Below are 20,041 nucleotides of genomic sequence, written 5' to 3' on the forward strand. Positions count from 1 at the left end.
ACCTGATCCGCCGGACAGGCCCTAGCGGCCGGGACCGCGACAACCGTGACTATGCACGTCCCAATGGGTGGCGGCCGTTGGGTGGCGGTCGGTCAGATCCCGGCGCCGGTGCGCCGCAGCACCCGCAGCGAGTCCGTCGCCGAGACCTCCGTGAAGGCGCCCGAGGCGAGGGCGCGGAGGTAGACGCGGTACGGGGCTTGGCCGGTGAACTCGTCGGCCGGGTCGGGGAAGACGTCGTGGATGACGAGCAGGCCGCCGTCCGCGACATGGGGCGCCCAGCCCTCGTAGTCGGCGGTGGCGTGCTCGTCGGTGTGACCGCCGTCGATGAAAACCAGGCCGAGAGGGGTCCGCCAGATCTTCGCCACCTGAGGGGACCGGCCGACCAACGCCACCACGTGCTCCTCCAGGCCCGCCCGGTGCAGGGTGCGGCGGAAGGTGGGCAGGGTGTCCATCAGGCCGACCTCGGGGTCGACCGTCTCCGGGTCGTGGTAGTCCCAGCCCGGCTGCTGCTCCTCGCTGCCCCGGTGGTGGTCGACGGTGAGCGCGGTGACGCCGGCCGCGCGGGCCGCGTCGGCGAGCAGGATCGTGGAGCGCCCGCAGTAGGTGCCGACCTCAAGGAGGGGGAGCCCGAGCCGGGCGGCCTCCATGGCCGCCGAGTACAGGGCCAGGCCCTCACCCGCGGGCATGAACCCCTTCGCCGCCTCGAACGCGGCCAGGATCTCGGGCTTGGGCACCGCGGTCATCGGCAGGGCCTTCCGGTCGTACGTATGTCTGGGCGCCCCATGCTGCCGCACCCCCGGTCGTCGTGGTGACGGGGGGTGTGGGGATGGGGGCGGGTGGCTCTGGTCGTGATGGGCTGGCGTGTGCTGTGGGGTCTTGGGTCGATGTGGTGGCGGGGGTGCGGGGACGGGGGCGGGTGACTGAGGTCGTGCATGCCTGGCGCGTGCGGCTGCGCCCTTGGTCGATGTGGTGGCGGGGGGTGCGGGCGGTTGAGGGCGTAGCCGCCTCGTGCTTGCTGCCGCACCCCCGGTCGGGGTTGCGGACAGGGCGCTGGGGCCGTGGTTGCGGTGTCTGCGGTTGGTGCGGTGACCCGGGGGCTCGGGGGGGGCTCAGGTCATGACTGCCTGGCCCATGCTGCCGTGCCTGCGGTCGGTGCCGTGATCGGGCGTGCGGAGACGGGGGCCGGCGGGCTCAGGCTGTCACCGCCTTGCCCGGCAGGGAGAGGTTCAGGGCGATCGGGTGGGTGTCGCCGGTGTGGGTTGCGGACAGGGCGCTGGGGCCGTGGCCGGTGGCCTGGGCGGCGAGGACGTAGGGGCCCTCGGCGGGGACCGTGAGGGCGTAGCTGCCGTCCTCGGCGGAGACCGTCGCGCCCGCGTGCCGGCCCCGGCGGTCGATCAGCGTGACCTTGGCGCGGGCGACCGGCGTGCCGTCGGCGGCCAGGACCCGGCCGCGGAAACCGGCCGGCGCCGCCATCGCGCGCTCCAGGCTCGCGTCCTCCCCGCTGCTCGCCCGCAGCTGCGGCTTGCCGGCGGGGCGGCGGCGGGGCAGGCACAGGGCGAGGACCAGGCCGACGGCGACGGCGGCGGTCGCGATCAGGAAGGAGACGCGGAAGCCGTGCAGGGTGGGGATCTCGACGCCCCCGACGGTGTTCGCGGTGTTCGCCAGCACCATGCCGATGACGGCGCTGGAGACCGACGTACCGATGGACCGCATCAGAGTATTGAGGCCGTTCGCCGCGCCCGTCTCCGAGGCCGGGACCGCGCCGACGATCAGCGCGGGCAGGGAGGAGTAGGCGAGGCCGATGCCCGCGCCGAGGACCACCGAGGTGACGACCGTCTGCCAGGCGGCGCTCATCAGGCCGAGGCCGCCGGCGTAGCCGAGGGCGATGACGAGGAGGCCGATGATCAGCGTGGTGCGCGGGCCGTAGCGGGCGGAGAGACGGGCGTAGACCGGCGCGGTGAACATCATCGTCAGTCCCAGCGGGGCCACGCACAGACCGGCGACGACCATCGACTGGCCGAGGCCGTAGCCGGTGGCGGCGGGGAGCTGGAGGAGCTGGGGCAGGACGAGGGAGACGACGTAGAAGGAGACGCCGACCATGATCGAGGCGAGGTTGGTGAGCAGTACCTCGCGGCGGGCGGTGGTGCGCAGGTCCACCAGGGGCGCGGAGCTGCGCAGCTCCAGCAGGCCCCAGAGGACCAGGACCACGGCGGCGGCCCCGAACAGGCCGAGCGTGGTGGCCGACGACCAGCCCCAGTCGCTGCCCTTGGTGATCGGGAGCAGGAACAGGACCAGACCCGTGGACAGGCCCAGCGCCCCCAGCAGGTCGAAGCCGCCCTCCGCGCGGACCGGGGAATCCGGTACGACGAGGAGGACGAGGGCGATGGCGAGGACGCCGAGGCCGGCGGCGCCGTAGAAGAGGGCGTGCCAGTCGGTGTGCTGGGCCACCAGGGCCGCGGCGGGCAGCGCGAGGCCGCCGCCGACGCCGATCGAGGAGCTCATCAGCGCCATCGCCGAGGCGAGCCGCTCGCGCGGCAGCATGTCGCGCATCAGTCCGATGCCGAGCGGGATCGCGCCCATCGAGAAGCCCTGAAGCGTGCGGCCGACGATCATCGGGAGCAGTGCGCTGGTGACCGCGCTGATCAGCGCGCCGACCACCATCACCGTCAGGCTCGTGACCAGCATGCGCCGCTTGCCGTACAGGTCGCCGAGGCGGCCCATGATCGGGGTGGCCACGGCGCCCGAGAGGAGGGTGGAGGTCAGGACCCAGGTGGCGTTGCTGGGCGAGGTGTCCAGCAGTTGCGGCAGATCCTTGATGACCGGGACGAGCAGGGTCTGCATCACCGCGACAACGATGCCCGCGAAGGCGAGCAGTGGGACGACGGCTCCGCTCGCTCTGCCGGAGGGCTGGTCGGTCGTCGTGAGCGTCATTGCGGGGGCCTCCGGGCCGGAAGAAGATCGCGGATACGTTCACGATGAACCACGTGCGCTCGGGCAACTATTCCGGTCCTTCGAGTCCCTAAGGAATCCTTGACCCTCTCATGGGGAACTGATGCGGCGTCAGTGCCGTGGTGTCTCAGGGGCGAGGGGCCCGTCGGCGGTGAAGGCGAGTCCGGCGAAGCGTTCGCCGATGCGGCGGTGGGTGGCGGCGTCGGGGTGGAGGTCGTCGGGCAGCGGCAGCTCGGCGTGGTCGGCCTCGCCGTAGAGCTCGCGGCCGTCGAGGTAGTGGAGGTGAGGGTCGTCGGCCGCGCGCTGCTGGACGATTCGGGACAGTTCGGTGCGGATGACGTTCAGGGTGAGCTTTCCGGCGGCCGTCTCCGCCGGGTCGCCCGCCGCCCGGAACCGGAGTCGACCCGCGCCGAGGGCGCTGAAGTCGAAGGCGCAGGGGCCCGGGGTGTCCTCGTGGATGGGGCACAGGATGGGGGAGACGACCAGCAGCGGTGTGGTGGCGTGGCCCTCGCGGAGGGTGTCCAGGAAGCCGTGGACGGCGGGGGTGAAGGCGCGCAGGCGCATCAGGTCGGCGTTGACCAGGTTGATCCCGATCTTGACGCTGATCAGGTCGGCGGGGGTGTCGCGCATCGCACGCGCGGTGAAGGGGTCGAGCAGGGCGCTGCCGCCCAGGCCCAGGTTGATCAGCTCGACACCGCCGAGGGCAGCGGCGAGGGCCGGCCAGGTGGTGCTGGGGCTCGCGGCGTCCGAGCCGTGGCTGATCGAGCTGCCGTGATGCAGCCAGACCTTGCGGCCGGGGTCCGGCGCGGGCTCGACGGGGGCGTCGGTGCGCAGGGCGACGAGTTCGGTGGTCTCGTTGTGCGGCAGCCAGATCTCGACGGTCTTGGCACGGTCGGGCAGGCCGCCGAAGCGGACGGTGCCGGGCGGGCCGGGGCGGTGCTCGGCGGTGCCGGTGGCCATGTCGATGGTGACGGTGTTGCCGCCGGTCGCGGAGGCCCGGTCGGTCAGGCGGCCGTCGACGAGCAGGTCGTACACACCGTCCGGGCGCGGTGGGGCGCCGACGTAGACCCGCTTGGTGGGGAGCGTGTCCAGCTCGACGGCGGTGGCGCGGGTGCGGAAGGCCAGCCGTACGCCGGAGGGCTGGGCCTCGGCCATGGCGAGCTGTGCGTCGGTGTTCTGGGCGCGGGCGGCGGCGGGCAGCCGGTGCGGGAGCAGGCCGTGCGCGGTGCGCTCGATGTCGAGGGCGCCGCGCAGCAGGGCGGGGGTGAGGGGGTGGTGATCCAGGGGTGCGTGGGGTGCATGGCCTCTGCCTGTGGTTCGGGGCGTGTTTCCGCCTGTTGGTTCGGGGGGCTTGCTTGCGGGTCAGGCCGGGGGCCAGTTGCGCAGGAGGGCGTCGAGGGCGTCGAGGATCCGGGACCAGGATTCCTGCGCGTCGGGGGCGCTGTGGCTGAAGCCGCCGGCCAGCTCCAGGCTGACGTAACCGTGGAAGACGCTGCCCAGCATGCGGACCGCGTGTGTCTGGTCGGGCTCCGTGAGGTCGTAGCCGCGCAGGATGGCCCGGGTCATGGCGGCGTGCCGGACCCCGGCGCCGGCGGCGGCCGTCTCGGGGTCGAGTCTGAGCTGGGCGGCGGCGTAGCGGCCGGGGTGCTCGCGGGCGTAGTCGCGGTAGACGTCGGCGAAGGCGGTCAGGGCGTCCTTGCCGGCCCGCCCGGCCAGGGCGTCGGCGGCGCGGTCGGCCATCTCCTCCAGGGCGAGCAGGGCGATCCTCGTCCTGAGGTCCTGGGAGTTCTTCACATGCGAGTAGAGGCTCGCGACCTTGACGTCGAAGCGGCGGGCGAGCGCGGAGACGGTGACCTGGTCGAAGCCGACCTCGTCGGCGAGTTCGGCGGCGGCCTGGGTGAGGCGTTCGGGGGTCAGTCCTACGCGGGCGGCCATAAGCATCCTTCCATATACCGGATACGATCCTGCATCTGCCTAAAGCTTTTAGGCAAATGGATTTGGATGTAGGCATGGGAAGGGCCGGGGAGAGCGTGCCTAGGCCGTAGGGCCGACGCATCGTGGGGCCAATTCCCGATGCGGGGGCCGTGGCACGGTTGAGAGCATGGCCCGCATGCTCCGAGCCGCACCCGACCCACGCATATCCCGTCGTACCGGCGCCGCCCCCACGTGGCTGGTGGTGGCGCTCGCCTGTTCCGGGCAGTTCCTCGTCGTCCTCGATGTGTCCGTCGTGAACGTGGCGCTGCCCTCGATGCGGGCCGACCTGGGGCTGAGCGGCTCCGGGTTGCAGTGGGTGGTGAACGCGTACGCGATCGCCTTCGCCGGGTTCATGCTGCTGGGCGGGCGGGCCGGTGATCTGTACGGGCGCAAGCGGATGTTCCTGGTCGGGCTCGCGCTGTTCACGCTGGCCTCGCTGGGCGGCGGGCTGGCCCGGGAGGGGTGGGAACTGCTCGCCGCGCGGGCGGCGCAGGGGCTGGGCGCGGCCGTGCTGGCGCCCTCGACGCTGACGATCCTCACGGCGGCGGTGCCGGAGGGGGCGGCGCGGGCGCGGGCGATCGCGACGTGGACGGCGGTCGGCGCGGGGGGCGGGGCCGCGGGTGGGCTGGTCGGCGGGCTGCTGGTGGACGGGCTGTCGTGGCGGTGGGTGCTGCTGATCAATGTGCCGGTCGGGGCGGTGGTCCTGCTGGGCGCGCTGCGGTGGCTGCCGGAGAGCCGGGCCGGGGACGGGCGGCGGCTGGATCTGCCGGGCGCGGTGCTGGTGACCGCGGGGCTGGGGGCGCTGGCGTACGGGATCTCGCAGACCGAGGCCGCGGGATGGACGGCGGCGGCGACGCTGGTTCCGTTGGTCGCGGGGCTGGTGCTGATCGGGGCGTTCCTGCTGGTGGAGGCGCGTACTGCGGCTCCGTTGATGCCGCTGGGGCTGCTGCGGCTGCGGTCGGTGGCGTCGGCGAACGTGGCGATGTTCCTGAGCGGGTCGGCGATGTTCTGCATGTGGTTCTTCATGACGCTGTACGCGCAGAACGTGCTCGGCTACACGCCACTGGAGGCCGGCCTGGCCCTGATGCCCAGCTCGCTGGCCGTGGTGGTCGGCTCCAAGCTCGCGCCGCGGCTGATGCGGGGTGCGGGGGCGCGGAACGTGGCCGTGCTGGGGACCGTGGTGGCCGCGACCGGGTTCGGGTGGCAGTCGACGATCAGTGTGGAGGGGGCGTATCCGACGGCGATCATGTTCCCGGGGATTCTGATGATGCTGGGGGCCGGGCTGGCGACGACGCCGCTGGCGACGCTGGCCATGTCGGGAGCGGAGCCGGGGGAGGCGGGGCTGGTGTCGGGGCTCATCAACACCTCCCGTGTGATGGGCGGTTCGCTGGGACTCGCCGCCATGTCCACGATCGCGGCGGCACGAACGGCGGGCAGCGGCACGCCCGCGGCGCTCACGGAGGGGTATGCCTTGGCGTTCCGGGCGAGTGCGGGGGTGCTGGTGGTGGGGGCGGTGGTGATGGCGGTGTGGTTGCCGCGGAAGGCGGGGGTGCGGTGAGGCTCGGCGGTGGGTGGGCTTTGGTGAGGCTCGGCGGTGGCTGGGCTTGGTGAGGCTCGGGCGAACGTGGCCTCAGTGAGGCTTGGGCGGCTGGTGGTCTTGCGCTGGGCGGCGGGTGGGCTTGGTGATGCTTGGGCGGCCGGTGGTCTCGGTGAGGCTCGGGGCCGGTCCTGTCCCTGATGCTGGGGCGGCGGTGATCTTGGGCGGCTGGGCGACGGTGGTCTTGGCGTGGGGCAGCCGGTGGTCTCGGTGACGCTCGGGCCCCCGGTCGTCTCGCTGACGCTGGGGCAGCCGGTGGTCCTGGGGTGGCCGGGGCCGCCGGTGGGCGGCCGGTCGTCTCGCTGAACCTGGGGCGGCGGTGGTCTTGGGGGTTGCTGGGGCCGTCGGTTGTTTTTGGTGTGGCTGGGGCGGCCAGTGGTCTTGGGGTGTTCGGGCGGCCGGTCTTGGGGTGACTTGGGCGGCCAGTGGTCTTGTAGTGGCTTGGGCTGCCGGTGGTCTTGGGGGGGCTCGGGCGGTGGTGGTCTCGGGGTGGCTCAAGCGACCGTCGGCTTCGGTGAGGTTCGGGCGTGGGTGGTCTCGGGGATGGCTCCGGCAGCCCGTGGTCTTCGGGTGGCTCAGGCGACCGGTGGCCTCGGGGCTGTCGACGCCGAAGCGTCGGTCAGTGCCGGGTCGATCACCGTTTCGCCCGTCAGGACGCGGCGGATCGCGGTGGTCAGCTCCTCCACGGGCCCGTCCTTGATCAGGAGGCCCGCGGCTCCGGCCGCCAGGGCGTGGTGCAGCAGGCCGGGACGGGCGAAGGTGGTGAGGATCAGCACCCGGCAGTCCGGTACCTGCTCGCGCAGGCCTGCGGCGGCGTCCAGGCCGCTGATGCCGGGGAGCTCGACGTCGAGGAGGGCCACGTCGGGGCGGTGCACGAGGGCCGCGTCCACCAGGGCATCCCCGGTCGGCACCTGGGCGACGACCTGGATGTCGTCCACCAGACCGAGGAGCACGGCGAGCCCGCCGCGGCTCATCGACCCGTCCTCGGCGAGCAGCACCCTGATGGACTTGGCGGGCCGGTGGTCACGGGGCATCTCGTTCACCTCCTCAGCGTAGGCCCGGGGTGTGGTCGCGGCCCTGCCAGGAGGTGAACAACACTCACCTGACATACCGTCAGCAGTCTTCCCAAGTCCGAACGGCTCGGCTATACAGAGGTTCGCCGTACTGGAACGCGTTCTAGAACGGGCGGGTTTCACGGCCTCGTGACGACCTCGGTGCGGCCGACGGTGCGGACGGTCGCACCGAGGTTCTCAGCCCCGCGAGCATTCAGGAGCCCCATGCCCATCGACGCAGCCAAGGCGCTCGCCGCCGAACCCCGGACCGGAGAGATCGCCTGGACCCCCAAGGACGTCCTGCTCTACCACCTCGGCATCGGCGCCGGCCTCCCGGCCACCGACCCCGACGAGCTGCGCTACACCCTGGAGTCCCGTCTGCACGTCCTGCCGAGCTTCGCCACCGTCGCCGGCGCGGGCTCACCCGGCGTGATCAGCGGACTGTCCATGCCGGGTGTCGAGGTCGACCTCGCCCGCGTCCTGCACGGCGGCCAGGCACTCCAGGTGCACCGGCCGATCCCGGCGACGGGCACCGCGACCGCCACCTCACGCATCGCCGCCGTGTACGACAAGGGCAAGGCCGCTGTCCTGGTGCTGCGCACCGAGGTCGCCGACGCCGAGGGCCCGTTGTGGACCAACGACGCCCAGATCTTCGTACGGGGAGAAGGCGGATGGGGCGGCGAGCGCGGGCCGTCCACGCGCCTCGAAGCGCCCGCCGGGCAGCCCGACCGGACCGTGGAGCGGGCCGTCCGTGCGGACCAGGCCCTGCTCTACCGCCTCTCCGGGGACTGGAACCCGCTGCACGCCGACCCGGAGTTCGCCAAGGTCGCCGGGTTCGAGCGGCCCATCCTGCACGGGCTGTGCACCTACGGCATGACGCTGAAGGCGGTCGTGGACACGCTGCTCGGCGGGGATGTCACCCGGGTGCGCTCGTACGCCACGCGGTTCGCGGGGGTGGTGTATCCGGGCGAGACCCTGCGCATCCGGATGTGGCGGCAGGAGCGGGAGCAGGAGCAGGAGCGGGAGCAGGAGCAGGAGCAGGAGACGGCGGTGCGGGTCGCCGTGAGCGCGGTCGACCGGGACGACGCGCCGGTCCTGGCCGACACGATCGTTCAGCACACGTAAGGACGACGGACTCTGGAGGGGAGCCGCACCATGCGCGCAGCCGTACTGCACGAGATCGGCCAGGAGAAGCTGGAGATCCTCGACGACGTCGAGGCGACGGGTTTTGGCCCCGGCAAGGTGAGGATCCGGGTGCGCGCCACCGGGCTGTGCCACTCGGACCTGTCCGCGATGAGCGGCGTGTTGCCGCAACCGGCACCGTTCGTGCCGGGCCACGAGGGGGCGGGCGAGATCATCGAGGTCGGGGAGGGCGTGAGCGGCCTGAACCCGGGCGACCGGGTCGTCGTCTGCTGGCTGCCCGCCTGCGGCACCTGCCCCGCCTGCAAACGCGGCCAGCCCCACCTGTGCCTGGCCGGTTTCATGAACGCGGGCACCCCCAACTACCGGCGCCCCGCCGGAGACCTCTTCGGCTTCGCGGGCACCGGCACCTTCGCCGAGGAGGTCGTCGTCGACGCCCGCTGCGCGGTGCCCGTCCCGGACGACGTGCCCTTCGACATCGCCGCCCTCATCGGCTGCGGGGTCACCACCGGGCTCGGCGCCGCGCTCAACACCGCCGATGTGGAGGCCGGTGCGTCGGTCGCCGTCATCGGCTGCGGGGGCGTCGGCATCTCCGCGATCCAGGGCGCACGGCTGAAGGGCGCCGCCGAGATCGTCGCCGTCGACCCGGTCGCCGGACGCCGGGAGGCCGCGCTGAGGTTCGGGGCCACCAGGGCCGTAGCGCCGAACGAACTGGCCGACGCCAAGCAGCAGATCACCGGCGGCGAGGGCTTCGACTACGTCTTCGAGGTCGTCGGCAAGTCGGCCACCGCCCGCACGGCCTACGAGACCACCCGGCGCGGCGGCACCCTGGTCGTCGTCGGCGCGGGCGCCATGGACGACTTCCTCCAGCTCAGCATGTTCGAGCTGTTCTTCGACGAGAAGCGGATCCTGCCGTCGATGTACGGCGGCGGCGACGTGCTGCGTGCGTACGAGCGGACGATCGCGCTCTGGCGCGCGGGCCGGATCGACCTCGCGGGCCTGATCACCCACCGCGTTCCGCTCGCCGGGATCAACGAGGCCCTCGACCAGATGCGCACCGGCACCTCGCTGCGCACCTGCATCGAGATCTGAGCCGACAGGAAGGCGCGAGGGGGCCGTATGTCACTGCCGAAGGGCCGTATGTCATTGCCGATGGGCCGTATGTCATAGCCGAAGGGGTCGTATGTCACTGCCACTTGAGGGGCTGTCCGCGATCGTCACCGGCGCCGGGCGCGGTCTCGGCCGGGTCGAGGCGCTTGAGCTGGCCCGGCTCGGCGCGGCCGTCGTCGTCAACGACTACGGGCAGCCCGGCCGGGACGGCACGGGCGAGGCCTCGGCGGGTCCCGCCGAGGAGACGGTCGCCGAGATCCGTGCGGCGGGCGGCACGGCCGTCGCCCACACCGGGGACGTGGCCGACTTCCAACAAGCGCAAGAGCTGGTCGAGTTGGCCATCGGTCACTTCGGCAAGCTCGACATCCTTGTCAACAACGCCGGCATCCTGCGCGACCGCATGGTCTTCTCCATGACGGAGGGCGAGTGGGACTCGGTGATACGGGTCCACCTCAAGGGCCACTTCAACACCACCCGCTTCGCCGCCGCGCACTGGCGGGAGCGGAGCAAGGCGGCCGGGCAGCCGGTGTACGGGCGGATCGTGAACACCTCCTCGGAGGCGTTCCTCGCGGGTTCCGCCGGACAGCCCAACTACGCGGCGGCCAAGGGCGGCATCGTCGGCCTGACCACGTCCACCGCCCACGCTCTCGCCAAGTACGGCGTCACGGCCAACGCCATCTGCCCGCGCGCCCGGACCCGGATGACCGAGGACGTCTTCACCGACGTACCGGCCAGCGGCCTCGACCCCCTCGCCCCCGAGCATGTCGCCCCGCTCGTCGGCTGCTTGGCCGCACCGGCCGCCGGGCGGATCAACGGGCAGCTGTTCGTCGTGCACGGCGGGATGGTCGCGGTCCTCGAACGGCCGCGGGTGCGGGCCAAGTTCGACAGCAAGCAGGACACGTTCACGTACGACGAGCTGGAGGCGCTGCTCACCGCGCACTTCGCCGAGCGGGGGCCGGGGGAGACGTTCGCGGCGGCGGAGGTGCTGGGGCTCCGGCGCGAGTAGGCGACAAGGGCGAGGCCCCGCTCACCCATCGGTGAACGGGGCCTCGTGTCCCGTCGACTGACGTACGTCAGGCCGCCGACTCGGTCTGCTGCTGCACCGGCTTGCGGTGCCGGCCGCGAGGAGCCGACTCGGTGTCCTGTGTCGAGACCGGACCCCGGTGCCGACCGTGGCCGGCGGTGTCCTGGACGTCGGGCAGCGGCTGGGACGTGCTGGCGTCGCTCATCGGAAGAAATTCACCCCGTCAACATGATCTTTTGCTCAACAGCCGGGCGAGTTTAACCAGGACACCTCGGGCCGAATCCAGGCGCACACGCCAACCGGCATTACTTCGTTACCTACTTGCCATACGACCGCCCAGCGGCGCCTGCTGCAACGGCACCGGACGCGGTGCGGCAGGTTCCGGAGGACCCGGTTCCGACGGCTCCGCGGCTGCTTCAGCCGTCGAAGCCGCGCCGTCCGGAACCGGATCCCCCGGGCTCGTGCCCCCCTCGCCCCCCGCCTGTGTGTTCCCCGTGCCGGCGCTCGGCACCTCCGCAGGCACCGCCCACTCCGCCACGCCGCACGGCACCCCCTCCGTGGCGTACGGCAGCCGCAGCACGCCGTCCCTCGTCCACACCCCGGCGCCCGCCAACCACCCCTGCGGTCCCGGGAGATGACGTACCTGACGCTCGGCCGGCCGCCACACGCCGACCCAGCTGCCGACCGGACCGTCGATGCGCAGCGCCACGCCGCAGCTCTCCGGCGTCAGCACCTGCCCCGGCTGGATCGCGAACGGCGTCACCGCACAGTCCCCGCCCGCCCGCAGACACTCCGGGAACCGCACCGGCAGCGTGCTGCCCAGCACCCCCCAGCCCAGCCGCCCGCCGTCGCCGGGGCAGGGCGCGTCGGAGCGGATCAGCAGCAGCCCGCTGTCGGGGTCGGCGAGCAGCAGCCGGTCGTCGCTGTCGGCGGCGATCTGCAGCAGCGGCGACACCTCGCCGCCGCGCCCGAGGTCCACCACGACCGTCTTGGTCCGGCCGCCGGACTCCCGGTCCAGGGCCAGCATCCGCCCCGCCCGGTCCAGCCACGCCCCGCCCGAGCAGTGCCCCGGGATCTGGGCGACAGGCTCCGGCCCGAAGGCGCCGCCCGCGACCCGCCACACGGTGCTGGAGTACCGGCCGACGGCGAGGGCGTAGGCGTGGTCGCCGCCCGGCGCGGGCGGCAGCAGCCGCAGCCGGGTGCCGGGGTCGTGGCACTCGACCGCGCCGAGCGCCAGTTCGCCGGTGCCGGGGCCGGTCGGGTACAGCAGCGAGAAGGCGTGCCGTCCGGCGGCGAGGCGGCGGATGAGCACCCGGCCGTCGCTCATCGGCTGGACCTCGGTGCCGGGTTCCTCCGGCTGGTTGCCGGGCAGCGGCACGGCGTAGGGCTCGGGGCCGTCCAGGGTCCAGCGCTCCGGGAACCAGGAGTCGCCGCTGCGGGCGAGGCGTGCGGCGTACGCGCCGTCCACCGTGATCACGCAGCCCGGTGGCGGGGAGGGGGCGTCCTCGTTCCCCGCGGCGGGCTCGACAACACAGGCAGTCATCGTTCGGTCACCTCCAGCGACGAAGCTAGTTTTCGTACGCACAGGCGGGGAACCAGCCGACGGCTGCTTCACACGTAAGGGTGGCGGTCCGGCGGTTCCCGTGAGGAAACGGGGGTCGGTGTGCTGGGAGGGGCATCGGTCGACGGCTGCGAAACTTCTCGCGAAGATCACCGCAACCATCAATTGAGGAACCACGGCGGCGAGCGACCACGTCCGCGAGAGCGGCGCCGGTTCAGGCGCAGAGAGGGGCCAGGTAGCCTTTCCCTCGTGCCCCGTCTGTCTGAAGTCATCGCCGCGCTGGAGAACCTGTGGCCCGCCGAGCGGGCCGAGTCCTGGGACGCGGTCGGCACGGTCGTGGGCGACCCCGGCCAGGACGTCAACCGGGTACTGTTCGCGGTCGACCCGGTGCAGGACGTCGTCGACGAGGCGGTGAAGCTGGGCGCCGACCTGCTGGTCACCCACCACCCGCTCTACCTGCGCGGTACGACGACGGTGGCGGCGACCCACTTCAAGGGCCGCGTCGTCCACACCCTGATCAAGAACGACATCGCGCTGCACGTCGCCCACACCAACGCCGACACCGCCGACCCGGGCGTCAGCGACGCGCTCGCCGGGGCGCTGGACCTGCGGGTCGTACGGCCTCTGGTGCCCGACGCGAGCGACCCCGACGGACGCCGCGGCCTCGGACGTATCTGCGAGCTGGACCACCCGCTGACCGTCCGCGAGTTCGCCGCCCTCGCCGCCGAACGGCTGCCCGCGACCGCGCAGGGCATCCGCGTGGCCGGCGACCCGGAGGCGACGGTCCGCACCGTGGCGGTGAGCGGTGGCTCGGGCGACAGCCTCTTCGACGCCGTACGGGCCGCCGGGGCCGACGCCTTCCTCACCGCGGACCTGCGCCACCACCCGACCTCCGAGGCCGTCGCCCACAGTCCCCTCGCGCTGCTCGACGCGGCGCACTGGGCCACCGAGTGGCCCTGGTGCGAGCTGGCCGCCGCCCAGCTCGACGAGATCTCCGACCGCCACGGCTGGGACCTGCGCGTCCATGTCTCGAAGACGGTCACCGACCCCTGGACCGCCCACGCGGCGTCCAACCCGACACATACTCCTGGAGCCCCCAACTGAACGCCGCGCCCGCCGACCAGATCCGACTCCTCGACGTCCAGGACCTCGACGTCCGCCTCCAGCAGCTCGCACACCGGCGGAGGTCGCTGCCCGAGCACGCCGAGATCGAGTCGCTGACCAAGGACCTCACGCAGCTGCGCGACCTGCTCGTGGCCGCGCAGACCGAGGAGAGCGACTGCGCCCGCGAGCAGACCAAGGCCGAGCAGGACGTCGACCAGGTGCGCCAGCGCGCCACGCGCGACCAGCAGCGTCTCGACTCCGGAGCCGTCACCTCCCCCAAGGACCTGGAGAACCTCCAGCGCGAGATCGCCTCCCTCGCCAAGCGGCAGGGCGATCTGGAGGACGTCGTGCTGGAGGTCATGGAGCGCCGGGAGTCCGCGCAGGAGCGGGTCGCCGAGCTGACCGAGCGGGTGGGCTCCGTCCAGGCGAGGATCGACGACGCGACCGCGCGCCGGGACGCCGCGTTCGAGGAGATCGACGGTGAGGCGGCGTCGGTGACGAAGGAGCGCGAGGTCGTCGCGGGCGCGGTCCCGGCGGATCTGCTGAAGCTCTACGACAAGCTGCGCGGGCAGCAGGGCGGCATCGGCGCGGCCAAGCTCTACCAGCGGACCTGCCAGGGCTGCCGCCAGGAGCTGGCCATCACGGAGCTGAGCGAGATCCGCGCGGCGGCGCCGGACACGGTGGTGCGGTGCGAGAACTGCCGCCGCATCCTGGTGCGGACCGCCGAGTCGGGTCTGTAGGAGCCGCTGCGGTGCGGGAGTTCATCGTCGAGGCGGACGGCGGTTCCCGGGGCAACCCCGGGCCCGCGGGTTACGGCGCCGTGGTGATCGACGCGGCGACCGGCGAGACGCTGGCGCAGACGGCGGAGTACCTGGGCGTCGTCACGAACAACGTCGCCGAGTACCGGGGGCTCCTGGCCGGCCTGCGCGCGGCCCATGCCCTCGACCCCACCGCGTCCGTGCGCGTCCGGATGGACTCCAAGCTGGTCGTGGAACAGATGTCCGGCCGCTGGAAGATCAAGCACCCCGACATGAAGCCGCTGGCCATGGAGGCGGGGCGGGTGTTCCCGGTGGGCCGGGTGACGTACGAGTGGATCCCGCGCGAGGAGAACCGCCACGCGGACCGCCTGGCCAACGAGGCGATGGACGCGGGGGCGCGGGGAGAGGCGTGGACGCCTTCCCCGGTCGCCGGGACCGCGCCGGTTCCCGAGCCCGAGGGTCCGCCCGGGGATGCGGCGGCGGGGGCGGCGAGGGCGCGTGCGGCGTTGGCGGGGCGGTCTTCGGGGGGTTCGCCTTCGCGGCCTGTGTCCGCCCGGACGGGTGCGCCTTCCGCTTCGGAACGCGTGTCGTCCCCGGCGGGCTCGCCTTCCGCCTCGGAGGAGGCCGTCTCCGTCCCGGCGGGTACGTCGTCGGAGTCGTCCGCTCCGGAGCCTTCTGCTTCCGCGCCTGCCGCTTCGGGCGTCGGTGCGAACGCCGCCTCTTCCGACGCCGATGTGAACGCCGCCCGCAACGTCGCCACCCCCCGCGTCGGCTGGGGCGCCCCCGACCTGGGTGCGCCCGCCACCTTCGTGCTGCTGAGGCACGGCGAAACCCCCCTCACCCCGGAGAAGCGTTTCTCGGGCAGTGGCGGCAGCGACCCCGCCCTCTCCGACATCGGCCGGGAGCAGGCCGAACGGGTGGCCGTCGCGCTGGCGAGGCGCGGGACGATCCAGGCCGTCGTGGCGTCACCGCTCGCCCGGACCCGCGAGACCGCCGGTATCGTCGCCGCGCGCCTCGGGCTGGAGGTCGGCATCGACGACGGACTGCGCGAGACGGACTTCGGCGCCTGGGAGGGCCTCACCTTCGCCGAGGTGCACCAGCGCTACCCCGACGACCTCAGCGCCTGGCTCGCCGCGCCGGACGCCGAACCCACCGGCGGCGGCGAGAGCTTCGCGGCGACCGCCACCCGGATCGCCGCCACCCGCGACAAGCTGATCGCGGCGTACGCCGGCCGCACGGTCCTGCTCGTCACGCACGTCACCCCGATCAAGACCCTGGTACGCCTCGCCCTCGGCGCCCCGCCCGAGTCCCTGTTCCGGATGGAACTCGCGGCGGCCTCCCTGTCGGTCGTGGCGTACTACGCCGACGGCAACGCCAGCGTCCGCCTCCTCAACGACACCTCTCACCTGCGCTGAGATCAGCTGGGCCGAGATCACCTGAGCTGAGATCACCTGCGCCGAGATCACCTGCGTTGAGCGAGGCCGCCTCCCGGGCCAGCCGCTCGATGCGCTCCCAGTCCCGGGCCGCCACCGCGTCCGCCGGAAGCATCCAACTGCCGCCCACGCACCCGACGTTGGGCAACGCCAGATACTCCGGCGCCGACGCGAGCCCGATCCCACCCGTCGGACAGAACCGCGCCTGCGGCAACGGCCCGGCGAGCGACTTCAGATACGCCGTACCCCCCGCGGCGGCCGCCGGGAAGAACTTCATCTCCCGCACCCCGCGCTCCAGCAACGCCACCACCTCGGACGTCGTCGACACCCCCGGCAGATACGGCACCCCGGACCCTCGCATCGCCTCCAGCAGTACGTCCGTCCAGCCCGGGCTCACCAGAAAACGCGCCCCCGCCGACACCGCGTCCTCGACCTGCCCCGGCGTGATCACCGTCCCGGCCCCGACCACCGCGTCCGGCACCGCCCCGCTGATCGCCCGGATCACGTCGAGCGCGCCCGGCGTCCGCAACGTCACCTCGATCGCGGGCAGCCCTCCGGCGACCAGCGCCCGCGCGAGCGGCACGGCGTCGGCGGCATCCGGGAGGACGACCACGGGGACGACGGGAGCGAGATCGAGCACGGAGTCGGTCATGCGCCTCATCGTGCCGGGGCGATACACCATACGCAAAGAGCATTGCGCACAGCGCAACGACTTCAGTGGACCTCGTCCACCAGCACGTCCAGCGACCAGGCCCGCCCCGCCCCCGCAGGCGCCTCGGCCTCCACCACGTACCCGAGGTCCCGCAGTACCTCCACCAGCTCCGCGGGCCCCTTCGGCGCCGCCCCCGCCGCGAGCAGGCTGCGCACGATCCGCCCCTTCGTCGCCTTGTTGAAGTGGCTGACCACCTTCCGCGTCGGCGCGTGCAGCACCCGTACCGTCGCCGTCCGCCCCGCGACCTCGCCCTTCGGCTTCCACGCCGCCGCGTACGCCGACGACCGCAGGTCCAGCACCAGCCCGCCCCCGGCCGCCTCGGGCAACGCGGAGGCCATCGCCGTACGCCAGTGCGCGCCCAGCGCACCCAGCCCGGGCAGCCGCACCCCCATCGAACAGCGGTACGACGGGATCCGGTCCGTCACCCGGACCGCACCCCACAACCCCGAGAACACCAGCAGGGATCGCGCGGCACGCCGCTTGGCGGCCGCGTCCAGCGAGGCCAGGCCCAGGGCGTCGTACAGCACACCCGTGTAGATCTCCCCGGCGGGCCGTGCCCCGGCGGTGCGCAGTGCGGCGTTCTTGGCGACCTCGCCGCGCAGTCCCTCGCTCAGCCCCAGCACCTCGCGTGCCTTGTCCTCGTCGCCGGTGCACAGCTCGACCAGCTCGTCGAGTACGGCTTCCCGGGTGCCGTTCAGCTCCGGCAGCGCGAGCGACTCCAGCTTCAGCGGTGCGCCCCGGCCGGAGGACGCCTTCCCCTCCGAGGGCGGCAGCAGGACCAGCACGGATTCTCCTTCGGTAGACCTCGCGACAGCGTACGGCGTGTTGCCGCGCGCCCCGTTCTGCCTAGGCTCGTTGTCATGCCCCGCCGCCCCATCCGCGTGACCGGCGCCCCCGAAGCTCCCCTCCGGGCCGCCCTCAGCGCGCTGCGTGCGGAACTCGGTGTGTCCGACGGCTTCCCGCCCGAGGCCCTCGCCGAGGCCGAACGGGCCGCCGGGTCCCCCGCCCTGCCGTCCTACGACGCCACGGACATCCCCTTCTTCACCATCGACCCTCCCACCTCCACCGACCTCGACCAGGCCCTCCACCTGTCCCGGCAGGGCACCGGCTACCGCGTCCGGTACGCCATCGCGGACGTCGCCGCCTTCGTCGTACCCGGCGGCCCGCTGGACGCGGAGACCCACCGCCGCGTCCTGACGCTGTACTTCCCGGACGGGAAGATCCCCCTGCACCCGGCGCAGCTCGGCGAGAGCGCGGCCAGCCTGCTGCCCGGCGGGCCCCGCCCGGCCGTCCTGTGGACCATCGACCTCGACGCGGACGGCCGTACCCTCGCCGTCGACGTCCGCCGCGCCCTCGTCCGCAGCCGCGCCCAGCTCGACTACGCCGGCGTACAGAAGGAGATCGACGCCGGGACCGCCGAGGAGCCGCTCGCGCTGCTCAGGACGGTCGGGCTGCTGCGGGAACGGCTGGAGGTCGAGCGCGGCGGCATCTCGCTCAACGTGCCCGAGCAGGAGATCGTCGAGCGGGACGACACCTACGCACTCCACTACCGTGCCCCGCTGCCCGCCGAGGGCTGGAACGCCCAGATCTCCCTGCTCACCGGCATGGCGGCCGCCGATCTGATGCTGGCCGCCGGCACCGGCGTACTGCGCACCCTGCCCGCCGCGCCCGACGGCGCCGTCGGCCGCCTCCGCCGTACCGCGACCGCCCTGCACATCGACTGGCCGCACCACGTCTCGTACGCCGACCTGGTCCGCTCCCTCGACCCGCACGACCCCCGGCACGCGGCCTTCCTCCAGGAGTGCACGACCCTGCTGCGCGGCGCCGGCTACACGGTCTTCCGCGACGGCGCCCTCCCGCCGATCACCACCCACTCCGCCGTGGCCGCCCCCTACACCCACTGCACGGCCCCCCTGCGCCGCCTGACCGACCGCTACGCCGCCGAACTGTGCCTCGCCGCCGCAGCCGGACACGAGCCGCCGGAGTGGGTGCTCGCCGCGCTCGACGCGCTGCCCGACGAGATGGCGGAGGGCGCGCGGCGGGCGGGGACGGTGGAGCGGGAGTGCGTGGACATCGTGGAGGCCGCGCTGCTGAAGGACCGGATCGGGGAGGTCTTCGAGGGCTGCGTGGTGGACGTGACGGAACGCCGCCCGACCGTCGGCACCGTCCACCTGGAGTCCCCGGCGGTGATCGGCCGCATCGAGGCCGACCACGCTCTCCCGCTCGGCGAACGCCTCCGCGTCCGCCTCACGCAGGCAGATCCGGGAGCGGCGAAGGTGCGCTTCGCGCCCGCGTGACCTCTGGTCCGAGGGCTTGTACGAGGGCGTCGGTCTCGTCGGAGTACAGGCGCACCAGGCTCACCTCGCGCCGCCGCCCGAGGAAGGTGACGTGCGTGACGGGCTCGGCGAGCTCCAGCGTGACCGTCGTCTGCCCGCCGACCGCGACATTGAGTTCGCCGTCGGCCTTGTCGTGGGCCGTGCGCAGCTCCCGCCGTACGGCCGCGATCCGCCCCAGCGGTACGCGCACGTCGACGTGGGCGGCGTAGCGGATCCGCAGCACCCCCGGCTCCAGCACGTGCGGCCGTACCACGGACGCGGCGTGCATCCCGAGGATGAAGAACACGCCGCTGTAGACGTCGATGAACAGCACCACATGGTGCACGGTCGGCCACCGGTACAGCAGCACGGACATCACGACCGTCTCGACCACGCACACGAACATGAACCCGAACATGATCGCGCTCTGCCCGCGCGCATACCCGAAAGCTTGGCCATGCCGTGTGCCGTGGGTCCGTCGGGCCACCCACAGCACCAGGCTCGCGAACAGCCGCAGCTCGTGCCGGACCAGCCGGTGCGCCGGCCTCATCACTCGTCCTCCCCGGCGAGCCGCAGCGCCCGGCGGATCGCCTCCGCCTGGGCCGGGGCCATGTCCGCGTACAACGCGCGCAGGAAACCGTGGCCCTGATCGACAGGCTCCGCCGGGAGCATCTCGCGGGGCAGCAGACCGGCGAGCGCTCGTGCCGCCTCCTCGACGCGCGGATCGTCCGTTTCCGCGTCGGCGAGCGCGTCGAGCAGGGCGTACGCCTCATGCGCCCGCGCGACGGCGTCGGGACCGCTGAGGGCCCCGCCGACGGCAGCCAGCAGCCGCTCCCGCTCCTCCGGGCCCGCCGCGGTCTCCATCAGCGCGAAGATCTCGCGGTCCTTGGCGGCCATGGGGGAGTCGGAGGCGGGCGCCAGCCCCGCGAACAGCTCGGCCAGCTCGGGCGAGACCGGCCCCTCGGCGGGCAGCTCCGCCGCGTCCAGCAGCGCCCGCAACCGCGCCCGGCGCTCCCGGATCGCGGCCTCCTGCCGCGCCAGATCCGCGTCCAGCTCCTCCAGCACCTCGGCCAGGTCCCGCCCCGCGTCGTCCGCGAGCACGTCCCGCACCTCGGCCAGCCCCAGCCCCAACTCCGTCAGCCGCCGAATCCGCGCCAGCACGACGGCGTGCCGCAGGGTGTAGTCCCGATACCCGTTCGCCAGCCGCTCAGGCTCGGGCAGCAGCCCCAGGTGGTGGTAATGCCGCACGGTCCGCGTGGTGACGCCGACGGCAACGGCGAGTTCTCCGATCCGCATGTGTTCAGTAGAGACG

At 73.1% G+C, this 20,041-nt stretch carries 18 protein-coding genes and 1 pseudogene; 8 read left to right on the top strand and 11 right to left on the bottom strand.

Going from position 1 to position 20,041, the window contains the following annotated elements; genetic code table 11:
* Positions 1–92 precede the first annotated feature (92 nt).
* From HJD23_RS29860 to HJD23_RS29875, 4 genes are all read right to left on the bottom strand, one after another.
* Positions 93–743, bottom strand: coding sequence for a class I SAM-dependent methyltransferase (locus HJD23_RS29860; RefSeq protein ID WP_171110921.1), 651 nt, complete (start codon positions 741–743; stop codon positions 93–95).
* A gap of 448 nt (positions 744–1,191) precedes the next feature.
* The gene (locus HJD23_RS29865; protein WP_171110919.1) at positions 1,192–2,931 is read right to left on the bottom strand and encodes an MFS transporter; all 1,740 of its coding nucleotides are present in this window, start codon (positions 2,929–2,931) and stop codon (positions 1,192–1,194) included.
* 129 nt (positions 2,932–3,060) lie between these two features.
* Positions 3,061–4,233, bottom strand: a complete 1,173-nt coding sequence (locus tag HJD23_RS29870) for a GDSL-type esterase/lipase family protein (RefSeq protein ID WP_171134150.1) — start codon at positions 4,231–4,233, stop codon at positions 3,061–3,063.
* Positions 4,234–4,311: 78 nt separating this feature from the next.
* Positions 4,312–4,884: a TetR/AcrR family transcriptional regulator gene (locus HJD23_RS29875; protein ID WP_171110916.1), complete on the bottom strand. Its 573-nt coding sequence runs from the start codon at positions 4,882–4,884 to the stop codon at positions 4,312–4,314.
* Positions 4,885–5,050: 166 nt separating this feature from the next.
* Between HJD23_RS29875 and HJD23_RS29880 the strand changes: the two genes are divergently transcribed.
* Positions 5,051–6,481: a DHA2 family efflux MFS transporter permease subunit gene (locus HJD23_RS29880; RefSeq protein WP_171110914.1), complete on the top strand. Its 1,431-nt coding sequence runs from the start codon at positions 5,051–5,053 to the stop codon at positions 6,479–6,481.
* A gap of 626 nt (positions 6,482–7,107) precedes the next feature.
* On the opposite strand, the pseudogene HJD23_RS29885 reads toward HJD23_RS29880, so the two are convergent.
* Positions 7,108–7,554: pseudogene (locus tag HJD23_RS29885) on the bottom strand (response regulator); the annotation flags it as partial.
* Between the two features lie 243 nt (positions 7,555–7,797).
* On the opposite strand from HJD23_RS29885, the gene HJD23_RS29890 reads away from it, so the two are divergent.
* From HJD23_RS29890 to HJD23_RS29900, 3 genes are all read left to right on the top strand, one after another.
* Positions 7,798–8,697 (top strand): MaoC/PaaZ C-terminal domain-containing protein, encoded by a 900-nt coding sequence (locus HJD23_RS29890; RefSeq protein WP_171110911.1) that lies wholly within the window; start codon positions 7,798–7,800, stop codon positions 8,695–8,697.
* Between the two features lie 30 nt (positions 8,698–8,727).
* On the top strand, positions 8,728–9,804 hold the full coding sequence (locus HJD23_RS29895; RefSeq protein WP_171110910.1) for a Zn-dependent alcohol dehydrogenase: 1,077 nt from the start codon (positions 8,728–8,730) through the stop codon (positions 9,802–9,804).
* A gap of 91 nt (positions 9,805–9,895) precedes the next feature.
* Positions 9,896–10,828 carry a 3-oxoacyl-ACP reductase gene (locus HJD23_RS29900; protein ID WP_171110908.1) on the top strand — a complete coding sequence of 311 codons (933 nt, stop codon included), beginning with the start codon at positions 9,896–9,898 and terminating at the stop codon, positions 10,826–10,828.
* Between the two features lie 67 nt (positions 10,829–10,895).
* Here HJD23_RS29900 and HJD23_RS29905 read toward each other — a convergent pair whose 3' ends face one another.
* Positions 10,896–11,051, bottom strand: a complete 156-nt coding sequence (locus tag HJD23_RS29905) for a hypothetical protein (protein ID WP_171110906.1) — start codon at positions 11,049–11,051, stop codon at positions 10,896–10,898.
* Positions 11,052–11,159: 108 nt separating this feature from the next.
* On the bottom strand, positions 11,160–12,389 hold the full coding sequence (locus HJD23_RS29910; protein ID WP_171110904.1) for a hypothetical protein: 1,230 nt from the start codon (positions 12,387–12,389) through the stop codon (positions 11,160–11,162).
* Between the two features lie 267 nt (positions 12,390–12,656).
* On the opposite strand from HJD23_RS29910, the gene HJD23_RS29915 reads away from it, so the two are divergent.
* Genes HJD23_RS29915 through HJD23_RS29925 form a run of 3 tightly spaced genes read left to right on the top strand, consistent with a single transcriptional unit; the run spans position 12,657 to position 15,684 of the window.
* Complete coding sequence (locus tag HJD23_RS29915) at positions 12,657–13,511, top strand: Nif3-like dinuclear metal center hexameric protein (RefSeq protein ID WP_171110903.1); 855 nt, start codon at positions 12,657–12,659, stop codon at positions 13,509–13,511.
* A complete protein-coding gene (locus HJD23_RS29920) occupies positions 13,508–14,251 on the top strand; it encodes a C4-type zinc ribbon domain-containing protein (protein WP_180686367.1) in 744 nt (247 codons plus the stop codon). The genes HJD23_RS29915 and HJD23_RS29920 overlap by 4 nt, the downstream gene beginning before the upstream one ends.
* Before the next feature lie 11 nt (positions 14,252–14,262).
* The gene (locus HJD23_RS29925) at positions 14,263–15,684 is read left to right on the top strand and encodes a bifunctional RNase H/acid phosphatase (protein WP_171110895.1); all 1,422 of its coding nucleotides are present in this window, start codon (positions 14,263–14,265) and stop codon (positions 15,682–15,684) included.
* Here HJD23_RS29925 and eda read toward each other — a convergent pair.
* Together eda and yaaA are read right to left on the bottom strand one after the other, a co-directional pair.
* Complete coding sequence (gene eda / locus HJD23_RS29930) at positions 15,659–16,354, bottom strand: bifunctional 4-hydroxy-2-oxoglutarate aldolase/2-dehydro-3-deoxy-phosphogluconate aldolase (protein WP_171110893.1); 696 nt, start codon at positions 16,352–16,354, stop codon at positions 15,659–15,661. The genes HJD23_RS29925 and eda overlap by 26 nt on opposite strands.
* A gap of 62 nt (positions 16,355–16,416) precedes the next feature.
* Positions 16,417–17,199, bottom strand: coding sequence for a peroxide stress protein YaaA (yaaA, locus tag HJD23_RS29935; protein ID WP_171110891.1), 783 nt, complete (start codon positions 17,197–17,199; stop codon positions 16,417–16,419).
* Between the two features lie 75 nt (positions 17,200–17,274).
* Between yaaA and HJD23_RS29940 the strand changes: the two genes are divergently transcribed.
* Positions 17,275–18,711 carry an RNB domain-containing ribonuclease gene (locus tag HJD23_RS29940; RefSeq protein ID WP_171110889.1) on the top strand — a complete coding sequence of 479 codons (1,437 nt, stop codon included), beginning with the start codon at positions 17,275–17,277 and terminating at the stop codon, positions 18,709–18,711.
* On the opposite strand, the gene HJD23_RS29945 is transcribed toward HJD23_RS29940, so the two are convergent.
* Entirely contained in the window at positions 18,662–19,279 is a 618-nt protein-coding gene (locus tag HJD23_RS29945; RefSeq protein ID WP_171110887.1) for a hypothetical protein, read from the bottom strand. The genes HJD23_RS29940 and HJD23_RS29945 overlap by 50 nt on opposite strands.
* Positions 19,279–20,025, bottom strand: a complete 747-nt coding sequence (locus HJD23_RS29950; protein WP_171110884.1) for a MerR family transcriptional regulator — start codon at positions 20,023–20,025, stop codon at positions 19,279–19,281. Before HJD23_RS29950 ends, HJD23_RS29945 begins: the two co-directional genes overlap by 1 nt.
* Between the last annotated feature and the right edge of the window lie 16 nt (positions 20,026–20,041).

The sequence above is a fragment of the Streptomyces sp. Z423-1 genome (assembly GCF_013009255.1).
Lineage (GTDB): Bacteria > Actinomycetota > Actinomycetes > Streptomycetales > Streptomycetaceae > Streptomyces > Streptomyces gossypiisoli.